Raw genomic sequence first — 8,443 nt, forward strand, 5'->3', positions numbered from 1 at the left:
CCGGGCCACGGGCCCGCCAGGCCCGTACCCGCAGCCGCCGTACCCGCAGCCGCCGGGCCGCGTACGGGGCGGTGCGGGCGCGGGACGGCGCTCCCCGGCCCCCCGCAGGCCGCGGCCCGGGCCGGTACGGCGTCCGCCGCGCCGCGGCCCGGGCCGCTCCTACGCCGACCGCGTCACCGGTGCGTGCGCAGCAGCGTCCGCATGGTGCGCATCGCCACCGACAGGTTCGCCAGGTCGAAGGTCTCCGAGCCGTGGATCTCCTCCAGCGTGGCGCGCGCCCGCTGAAGGATCGACGCGTTCCGCTCCTCCCACTCCTTGAACCGCTGCTCCGGCGTCGACGCCCCGTTGCCCGCCGACAGCACGTCGGCGGTGAGGGCCGCGTGCGCCGCGTACAGGTCCTCGCGGATGGCGGCGCGGGCCATGGACTGCCACCGGTCGGCGCGCGGCAGCTCCACGATCCGGTCCATGAGCTGCGCGATCCCCAGCCGGTCGGCCAGGTCGTAGTAGACCTCGGCGACCGCGATCGGCTCCTTGCCCGTACGCTCGGCGATAGCCGCGATGTCCAGCGCCGGGAAGGCGGAGGAGAAGCCCGCCACGTGCGCCGCCAGGTCCTCCGGCACGCCGACCTCGGCCATCTCGTCGTGGATGCGCTGGTACCACTCGCTGTCGGCGCCGCGCAGCAGCTTGGGCAGGTGCGCCCAGACGGCCGCGACCCGCTCCCGGAAGAAGTCGATGGTCTCGGCGATCTCGACCGGCTGCGGACGGTTGGCCAGCAGCCAGCGGGTGCCGCGCTCCACCAGGCGGCGCGAGTGCAGCCGGATGCGGGTCTGCGCCTCGGCCGGTACGGCGTTGTCCAGCGACTCGACCTCGTCCCATACCGCGTTCAGGTCGAAGATCGCGCGAGCGGCCGACTGGGCGCGGACGATCTCCTCGGTGGAGGCGCCGGTCTCCTCCCGCATGCGGTGCAGGAAGGACGCGCCGCCGGTGTTGACCGTGTCGTTGACCAGCACGGTGGTGACGATCTCGCGGCGCAGCGGGTGCGCGTCGATCCGGTCGGGGAAACGTTCTCGCAGCGCGCGCGGGAAGTACGCGTGCAGCAGGCCGCGCAGGTGCGGGTCGTCGGGCAGGCCGGTGCGCAGCAGCTCGTCCGCGGCCGTGATCTTGGTGTAGGCGAGCAGGACGGCCAGCTCGGGCTGGGTCAGGCCGCGCCCGGCGGACATCCGCTCGCGGACCTGCCGGTCGGTGGGCAGGAACTCCAGCGCCCGGTTCAGCCGCCCGTCGCGCACCAGGCGGCGGATGACGCGCTGGTGGGCGTGGAGCAGGTCGGGGGCCTGGCGCAGGGAGTTGCTCAGGACCACGTTCTGCGCGTAGTTGTTGCGCAGCACCAGCGCGCCGACCTCGTCGGTCATCTCGGCGAGCAGCTTGTTGCGCTGCTTGACGGTCAGGTCGCCGTCCACCACGAGCGTGTTCAGCAGGATCTTGATGTTGACCTCGTGGTCGGAGGTGTCCACGCCCGCGCTGTTGTCGATGGCGTCGGTGTTGACCCTGCCTCCCGCGGCCGCGAACTCGATGCGGCCCAGCTGCGTCAGGCCCAGGTTGCCGCCCTCGCCGACGACCTGCACCCGCAGGTCCTGGCCGTCCACGCGGATGGCGTCGTTGGCCTTGTCGCCCACGTCGCCGTGCGACTCGGTGGACGCCTTGACGTACGTGCCGATGCCGCCGTTCCACAGCAGGTCGACCGGGGCCTTGAGGACGGCCTTCATCAGCTCGGCCGGGGTCAGCTTGGTGACCCGCCGCTCCAGCCCGAGGGCGGCGCGCACCTGCGGGGTGACGGGGATCGCCTTGGCCGTGCGCGGGTACACCCCGCCGCCCGCCGACAGCAGCGCGGCGTCGTAGTCGGCCCAGGAGGAGCGCGGCAGCTCGAACAGGCGGCGCCGCTCGGCGTAGGAGACGGCCGCGTCCGGGTTCGGGTCGAGGAAGATGTGCCGGTGGTCGAAGGCGGCGACCAGGCGGATGTGCTCGCTCAGCAGCATGCCGTTGCCGAACACGTCGCCGGACATGTCGCCCACGCCGACCACCGTGAAGTCCTGCGTCTGCGTGTCGTGGCCCAGCTCGCGGAAGTGCCGCTTGACGGACTCCCAGGCGCCGCGGGCGGTGATGCCCATGCCCTTGTGGTCGTAGCCCGCGGAGCCGCCGGAGGCGAAGGCGTCGCCGAGCCAGAAGCCGTACGCCTCGGCGACCTCGTTGGCGATGTCGGAGAACGTCGCCGTGCCCTTGTCTGCGGCCACCACCAGGTACGTGTCGTCCCCGTCGTGCCGCACCACGTCCCGGGGCGGCACGACCTGGCCGCCGACCAGGTTGTCGGTGATGTCCAGCAGCCCGGAGATGAAGATCTTGTAGCAGGCGATGCCCTCCGCCAGCCACGCGTCCCGGTCGGCGGCCGGGTCGGGCAGCCGCTTGCCGACGAAGCCGCCCTTGGCGCCCACCGGCACGATCACCGTGTTCTTGACCATCTGCGCCTTGACCAGGCCCAGGATCTCGGTGCGGAAGTCCTCGCGCCGGTCCGACCAGCGCAGCCCGCCGCGCGCGACCTTGCCGAACCGCAGGTGCACGCCCTCCACCCGCGGGGAGTACACCCAGATCTCGTACGCCGGGCGGGGCGCGGGCAGGTCGGGGATGGCCTGCGGATCCAGCTTCAGGGACAGGTACGCGTGCGGAGTGCCGTCCTCCGCTGTCTGGCCCCTTCTGCCGCTTCCCTCGCTGGCGCTCTGACCCCATCCACCGCTTCCCTCGCTGGCGCTCTGGAAGTGGTTGGTACGCAGCGTGGCGCGGATGACGGTGAGGAAGGACCGCAGGATGCGGTCCTCGTCCAGCGAGGCCACCTGGTCCAGGGTCGCCTCCAGCTCCTCCAGCAGGGCGTCCGTCAGCTCGGTGCCCGCGCGCTGCCGCTCCGGGGACATGCGCGCCTCGAACAGGCTGACCAGCAGGCGGGTGGTGTGCACGTTGGTGCGGAGGGTGTCCTCCATGTACGCCTGGCTGAAGGTGGACCCGGCCTGCCGCAGGTATTTGGCGTACGCGCGTAGCACCATCGCCTGCCGCCAGTCGAGCCCGGCGCCGAGGACCAGCTGGTTGAAGTTGTCGTTCTCGGCCTGGCCTGTCCACACGGCGGCGAACGCGTTCTGGAAGCGCTCGCGCGCGTCGTCGGGGAACGCCCCGGCGTCCCCGGGCCCCGCACCGCGCCGCAGCGGCACGCGCAGCCCGAAGTCGTAGATCCAGGCGGTGGTGCCGTCCGCGCAGCGCAGCTCGTACGGGCGCTCGTCGACCACCTCGACGCCGAGCCGGTTCAGCACCGGCAGCACGGCGGACAGCGACACCTGGCCGCCCGCGCGGTAGATCTTGAACCGGCGCTCGCCGGGGGCCGCGCCGACCGGCTCGTACAGGCTGAGCGCGAATTCCCGCTCGCCGCCGGTCACCCGCTCCAGGTGGACCAGGTCGGCCACGGCGCCGCGCGGCGTGTGGTCGGCCTTGTAGCCCTCGGGGAAGGCGCCCGCGTACCGGCGCAGCAGCTCCGCCGCGCGCTCCTCGCCGACCTCGGCGCCCAGCGCCTCGCCGAACGCGTCCGCCCACGAGCGCGCCGCCTCCACCAGGCGGGCCTCGATCCGCTCCACGTCGGCGTCGGTGAGGTCCGGCAGCTCGCTGCCCGGCGGTACGCGGACGACGAAGTGCAGCCGGGAGAGCACCGACTCGGTGTGCAGGGCGGTGAAGTCGACGGGCGCCCGGCCGTGCAGCTCTTCCAGCAGGATGTCCGTCAGGCGGACCCGTACGTCCGTGGTGAAGCGGTCCCGGGGCAGGTAGATCAGGGCGGAGTAGTAGCGTCCGTACTCGTCCTGGCGCAGGAACAGCCGCAGGCGGCGGCGCTCCTGGAGGTACAGCACGGCGGTGGCGATCGACCGGAGCTGGGAGACGGGCGTCTGGAACAGCTCGTCGCGCGGGTAGGTCTCCAGGATCTGCAGCAGGTCACGGCCGTCGTGGCCGTGCGGCGCGAAACCGGCGTGGTCCAGCACCTCCCGCACCTTGCGGCGGATGACGGGCACGTGGCGCACCGACTCGGTGTACGCCGCCGCCGAGAACAGGCCGAGGAAGCGCCGCTCACCGACCACGTTGCCGTCGGCGTCGAACTTCTTCACGCCGATGTAGTCCAGGTACGAGGGCCGGTGCACGGTGGCGCGGCTGTTGGCCTTGGTCAGCACCAGCAGCCTGTGCTCGCGCGCCTTCGCGCGGGCGTCGGCCGGGAGCCGGTTGAAGGACGGCGAGCCGGGCCGGGCGGGCACCAGCGGGGCGCCGTCGGCCGTGTCGCCGTCCCGGAAGTGCCGTCCGGGCGGGGGGATACGGGCGCCCCCGCCCTCGCCGCCGCCCGGGCCCCCGGAGGGCGCGGCCTCGTCACCGCCCGCCTCCCTGGCGGCCCGGTGGCGCGGGTCGGAGCGCAGGATGCCCAGGCCCGTGCCGGGCACGGCGGTCAGTACGTCCTCCTCGCCACCGTCCTCGGTGGCCACCCGCCGCAGCTCGTACTCCCGGTAGCCGAGGAAGGTGAAGTGGTCGTCGGCGAGCCAGCGCAGCAGCTCCCGAGCCTCCTCCACCTCCTGCCCGGGCACGTCGGCGGCGGTCGGCTCGGACGGCATGCCCTCGGCGATGCGCAGCGCGGCGCCGCGCATCTTCTCCCAGTCCTCCACCGCCTCGCGCACGTCGGACAGGACGCGCAGCAGGTAGGCGGTGATCTGCTTCAGGTCCTCCCGGTCGGTCTCCCGGTCGATCTCGACGTGGATCCACGACTCGGTGAGCGCGTCGTGCGGCAGCGGCCCGGGCCGCGCCCCGCCCCCGCGGTGCGGCTCGGGCGGCGGGCCCAGGATCTCGATCAGCCGCCCCGTCAGGTCGCGGCGCACCACGACCGTCGGGTGGACGACGAGGTGGATGCCCCGGCCCTGGCGGGTCAGTTCGTTGGTGACGGAGTCGACCAGGAAGGGCATGTCGTCGGTGACGACCTCCACGACGGTGTGGCTGCACGTCCAGCCGTTCTCCTCCACGGTCGGCGTGTGCACCCGGACGTTCGCGGTGCCCTGCGGACGGGACTCGGCGAGCCGGTAGTGAGACAGCGCCGCCCCGTAGACGTCGACCGGGTCCCGGTCCGTCAGGTCCTCGGGAGCGGTGTGCAGGTAGTAGTGCTGAAGGTATGCCGTGAGGGAGGCGCCGGGAGTCTCCTCGTCCTCGCCCCGTACCGGTAGCGCTCCCCCGGTCGGGCTGCTCTCGGCGACCCGGGCGGCCCGCGCGAGCAGCTCGGCCTTGGTGGCTTCGTCCAGCTTGGTCTGCATGTCCTCTGACTCCTGTCGCGCGCCTTTGCGCGACGTCGATGGGAAAGTGAGTGGGGCATCGTCACGCCGCGCCACGGAAACCCGGCCTAGGGCGAACCTATGCCCGAATGGCGGACGGCTGGGGATACTCGGCCGTAAGTGACCAAGGCCGCAGGCGGTAACGGACCAGCGGCCGCCCGGCCGCCGCGGTGCCCGCGGCGCTCCGGGCGCGAGGCGAGGGCGCCGGTGCCCTCGCGGTCTATCGCGCTGATCACGGGGCCAGGCTATCGCTCTTTGCCCGTCCGCAGTCGGCTGCGGCCGCCAGCCGGGACCGGCTCACACCAGGCGTCGGGACCCGCTCACGCCGGGTGGTGGGACCGGCTCCCGGCGTGGCGGGGCGCGGTCACTCCCAGGGGCCGGACGGGGCGCGGCGGGCGCGGGGAGCCGGGGGCGACGGCGCGGCGCGGACGCGCGGAACCGGGGGCCACGGCGCGGCGCGCACGGCGGGACGCGGGGCCGCACAGGCCCCCTTGGCACCGGCCCGCTGCGGGTGCACGGTGGCGTGGACGGACGTTAGCGTGGACGAGAGCGGAGGTGGACGGCATGGCGCCGAAGATCCTCATTCTGACCGGCGACGCGGCCGAGTCCCTGGAGGTGCTCTACCCGTACCAGCGGCTGCGCGAGGAGGGCTACGAGGTGCACGTGGCCGCGCCGAGCCGCAAGACACTGCGCTTCGTGGTGCACGACTTCGAGGAGGGCTTCGACACGTACACCGAGAAGCCCGGCTACACCTGGCCCGCCGATCTGGCCTTCGCCGATGTCGAGCCCGGGGACTACGCCGCCGTGGTGATCCCCGGCGGGCGGGCCCCGGAGTACCTGCGCAACGACCCGGAGCTGCGCAAGATCCTCAAGGCGTTCTTCGACGCGGACAAGCCGGTGGCGCAGATCTGCCACGGGCCGCTGCTGACGGCGGCGGTCGGGGGGCTGAGCGGTCGGCGGGTGACCTCCTATCCGGCGCTGGAGATGGACATGCAGGCGGCGGGCGCCGACTTCCAGGACACGGAGGTCGTGGTCGACGGCACGCTGGTCTCCTCGCGGGCGTGGCCGGACCACCCGGGCTGGATGCGGGAGTTCCTGAACGTGCTGCGCGCCAAGGCCCCCACCGGCTGACGCGCGGCGCGGGGGCGCACCCGGCCGGGGCGCGGCGCCGTCCCCGTACGAGGCCGGACGGCGCGGCCCCGGCCCGAGGCCGCACTGACGCCGTCCCGCCTTCCGCAAGCGACCCGTACGCGCCTCCCACGCGACCCCCGTACGCGAGTACGCGACTCCCGTACGGCCATACGGGAGGACGAGCGGGCGGCGGTCAGGATCCGGCCAGCCGCTCGGCCTCCCGTACGGCCTCCTCCAGCGTGTCGACCACCGGGACCCCCGCCNNNCTCCCGTACGGCCTCCTCCAGCGTGTCGACCACCGGGACCCCCGCCGCCCGCAGACTGGCCCGGCTGTGCGAACCGCCCGTGTACAGCACGGCGTGGGCGCCCGCGTGTCTGGCGGCGACCGCGTCGTCCAGCGCGTCCCCGATCACCACGACGCGCCGCGGGGGCACCCCGTCGAGCGCGGCGAGGTGCCGCACCATCTGCTCCGCCTTGCTGCTGAAGTCCTCCCCCGTCCGGCCGTCCACGCGCAGGAAGTGGTGGTCGACGCCGTGCGTGCGGACCAGCGGCACCAGCTCCTCGTGGCGGGCCAGGGAGCACAGGGACTGGGTCAGCCCGGCCGCCTGCCAGCCCTCCAGCAGGTCCCGGGCGCCGTCCGCCAGCACGGCGCCGCCGGCGAAACTCGCGTAGTGCCGCTGGAAGGTCGCGTTGAGTATCTGCCATTCGGCGTCGGTGGGCAGGCGTCCCGTCAGCCGCTCGTAGAAGCGCGGCACCGGGACGCAGTACAGGTCCCGGTAGCGCTCCAGCGTGAGCGGGGGCAGGCCCACCTCCGCCAGAGACGCGTTCGTCGCCGCTATGACGGCGTCGACGTCGTGCAGGAGCGTGCCGTTCCAGTCCCAGACGATGTGGGTCCCCTGTGTCCCGTGCCTCTCCATGTCCGAAACGGTACCCGGGGGGTCTGACAAACCCACCGGGGCGGGCGGCGTCCTTTCCGGAGGGCCGCCGCGCTACTCGATCAGGTTGGGGATCTCCTGCGTCGCGTACCACATCAGCTCGTGGTCCTCCGCCCCGTCCACGGTGAACTGCGCGTCGTCGTCCCCCAGATCGGCCGCGCCCAGCGCCTCGGCGGCCGCCGCCACGTCGGGCTCGGCGTCGGCGGAGTCGACGTGCACGGCGGCGGCCCTGGCCAGCGGCACCGGGACGGTCAGCCGCACCTCGCCCAGCGACGACTGGTCCAGACCGAGGTCGGGGTCGGCGACCGCCTGGCCGTCGGGCACGTCCACGGCGACGACCACGCGGCGGCGCTGGGTCTGCGGGGAGACGGCCAGGAGGCGCAGCGACGCCTGGGCCGCCCGGGTCAGGGCCGCGTACTCCAGCTCCTCGATGTCGTCGGAGACGTACCACTCGCGCAGCACGGGGGTGACGGCGTAGGCGGTGAGCGGAGCGGGTCCCAGTTCGCCCTCCTTGTGCGCCTCGGCGAGACCGGTGAGGGTCAGGGGGACGTAGACGCGCATAACCGCCGCTCTCCTCAAAGCCTGTCAGGTCCAGCCAGCATACGATCGGCCGTCCCCCTTCGGGGTAACCGAGCCCCCGGAACGGCAGCCCCGCCGCCCCCGCCGCCCGTGGCTCCACGGCAGGCCGCCCACGGCTCTCGTCCCCCTGATAGGTGAATCCCCACCGCCTGCCGCACCGGAGTCCGCCCCGGTTGCCGCGGCGCGAAAAGCGCCGGTAGAAGACTGCCCACCGAAAGCTACTGCTCGGTATAAGGCCGGGCGCGGCGTACAGCGGGGGCGACACGCGTGGACACGACGGACAGCACGACGGCCGGGACGGCGACGGGCGGGGCGACCACGGCCGAGGCGAGCACGGGCGGGACGGCCACGGGCGGGACGGCCACGGGCGGCCGGCCGGCAGCCGGGGCGGCCCGGGGCGCGCGGCGGCCCGCC

General features: G+C 73.7%; 4 protein-coding genes and 1 pseudogene. 1 reads left to right on the top strand and 4 read right to left on the bottom strand.

Translation table 11 applies throughout. The annotated features are described in order from the left end of the window. Nucleotides 1-173: 173 nt before the first annotated feature. Nucleotides 174-5,366, bottom strand: coding sequence for an NAD-glutamate dehydrogenase (locus tag RKE29_RS25255; protein ID WP_312007934.1), 5,193 nt, complete (start codon nt 5,364-5,366; stop codon nt 174-176). 582 nt (nt 5,367-5,948) lie between these two features. Here RKE29_RS25255 and RKE29_RS25260 point away from each other — a divergent pair. Continuing rightward, on the top strand, nt 5,949-6,515 hold the full coding sequence (locus RKE29_RS25260) for a DJ-1/PfpI family protein (RefSeq protein ID WP_312007935.1): 567 nt from the start codon (nt 5,949-5,951) through the stop codon (nt 6,513-6,515). 272 nt (nt 6,516-6,787) lie between these two features. Here RKE29_RS25260 and RKE29_RS25265 read toward each other — a convergent pair. The 3 genes and pseudogenes from RKE29_RS25265 to RKE29_RS25275 form a co-directional block, all read right to left on the bottom strand. Further along, a pseudogene (locus RKE29_RS25265) lies at nt 6,788-7,432 on the bottom strand (HAD family hydrolase); the annotation flags it as partial. 72 nt (nt 7,433-7,504) lie between these two features. Beyond that, complete coding sequence (locus tag RKE29_RS25270) at nt 7,505-8,011, bottom strand: hypothetical protein (protein WP_312007936.1); 507 nt, start codon at nt 8,009-8,011, stop codon at nt 7,505-7,507. A gap of 236 nt (nt 8,012-8,247) precedes the next feature. Next, nucleotides 8,248-8,443: hypothetical protein (locus RKE29_RS25275; RefSeq protein WP_312007937.1), on the bottom strand; the 196-nt coding region annotated here is incomplete at its 5' end.

The organism is Streptomyces sp. B1866 (genome assembly GCF_031932565.1).
Classification (GTDB): domain Bacteria; phylum Actinomycetota; class Actinomycetes; order Streptomycetales; family Streptomycetaceae; genus Streptomyces.